Consider the following 1,661-nt stretch of genomic DNA (forward strand, 5'->3'; position numbering starts at 1 on the left):
CGCGCTGCTCGACTTGTCAAGGGAAAAAGGTGGTTTTTGCCAATCTAATTTGCTGGCTACGAATCGGTTAGGCTCTTAACCTGACGCGAATGCCCCCTGACCCAAAAGAAATTCCCCCTGGTAAAAATCGATTTCCCCCGGGGACAAGTAAACGATCCCTTGGCCAATCGCCATTTCCCCGGGGTCCGGGCGGAATTCCCCCTGGAAACGGAAGAAATCCTCCTCGAACAATCCCTTGTTCGAGGGGGGACAAGCGCCCGCTTTCCCGGTAGCCCAGCCCACGTGCCTTTCTTGCGTCCTAATCGAGCATCTCATCCCGGGCCAACACCCCGGAAACAGGGTTTTCGGAAACACTTTTAAGCGAAAGGTCATCAAATGGTCCAGAGCGCGGGAACAGGCCAATCGCGGAGGCCTCGGCGAGGCCTCCCTACCGGGGCACAAGCCTTCGGCCCGTCGCGCCGACGCCCCGTCGGCCCCAGAGCTTACGTCTACCCACAAAGCACCGGAGCCACCGGCCCCGTCCCACCGCAGACCCGGCGCCCCACTGCCACCCCACGGCCCCTCCCACAGCCCCTCCCACAGCCCCAACGGGGCATCCCATACCAGCCCAGGGCAAGGCCCTGGGATGGTCGCCCGGCCTTCGTCCCAGCAAGGCTGTGATCTCGCCACACCAATAACCATTCTCGCAGCTGCTTCCACTGATCACGAAAGCAGCCGCAGCTTCGTCCACCCCCGAAACGCCGGTGCACCATGCCTTCCCTGACGATTTTTTCCGACGTCACGCCCTCGCTTCCTTCCCGAGCCCGAACGGGTTATCCCATACCCGCCCAGGGCACCGCTCTGAGACCAGAACTTGGGATTTTGACATTATTGACGGCGAGAAAAAGTTTCTTTCCTCGGAAGAGCGAAAAAAGGAGGGCGTGTAACATTCTCAGGTAAAACATGTTTTGTTTCCTGTGGTTCAAAGGAAGGTCGGAGGAAAAGCAATGATCTGAGCCGTGAGATCGATGATCTGAGCTGTGAGATCGACGATCTGAGCGGTGAGATCGATGATCTGAGCTGTGAGATCGATGATCTGAGCTGTGAGATCGATGATCTGAGCGGTGAGATCGATGATCTGAGCCGTGAGATCGACGATCTGAGCTCTGAGATCGATGATCTGAGCGGTGAGATCGATGATCTGAAGACTGAAATCATCGATTTCGGCGCTCCGATCAGCGATCACAGTCGTCCAATCTTGCGCCTCAGTGTCGGCTTCATTCGGCGGTGGGGATGTCTCGCCGAGACATCCGCCGATATCGCTGACGCTTCCTGCGGAAGACCGTCCCTGTGGCACCCTGCCGCCGGACCATCCATTCTCTCAAGCAGCGTCAAAGGAGCGCCGACGTCGCGTCGGCCCCAGGGACCTCGTCGCGACGAGGACTCTGTAACCGGCGAGACGCCGGTGCCCCCTGAATCGCCCAAAAACGAGGCCCTGTCTGTGGAGGCCCTGTCTGTGGACAAGGGGGTCCACGCTCCTTTCCCTCGCCCCAAGGGGGCATCCCATACCAGCCCAGGGCAACGCCTTGGGATTGTTGCCCGGCCATCATCCCAGCAAGACTGTGATCTCGCCACACCAACAATCCTGCTCGCAGCTGACTCCACTGATCACGAGAGCAGCC

General features: G+C 59.2%; 1 protein-coding gene. It reads right to left on the minus strand.

Going from position 1 to position 1,661, the window contains the following annotated elements:
• Positions 1 to 961 precede the first annotated feature (961 nt).
• Complete coding sequence (locus JIN78_RS16655; RefSeq protein ID WP_200393128.1) at positions 962 to 1,336, minus strand: coiled-coil domain-containing protein; 375 nt, start codon at positions 1,334 to 1,336, stop codon at positions 962 to 964.
• Positions 1,337 to 1,661 lie beyond the last annotated feature (325 nt).

It is taken from the genome of Roseibacillus ishigakijimensis (genome assembly GCF_016595415.1).
In the GTDB taxonomy this organism is placed as follows: Bacteria; Verrucomicrobiota; Verrucomicrobiia; order Verrucomicrobiales; family Akkermansiaceae; genus Roseibacillus; species Roseibacillus ishigakijimensis.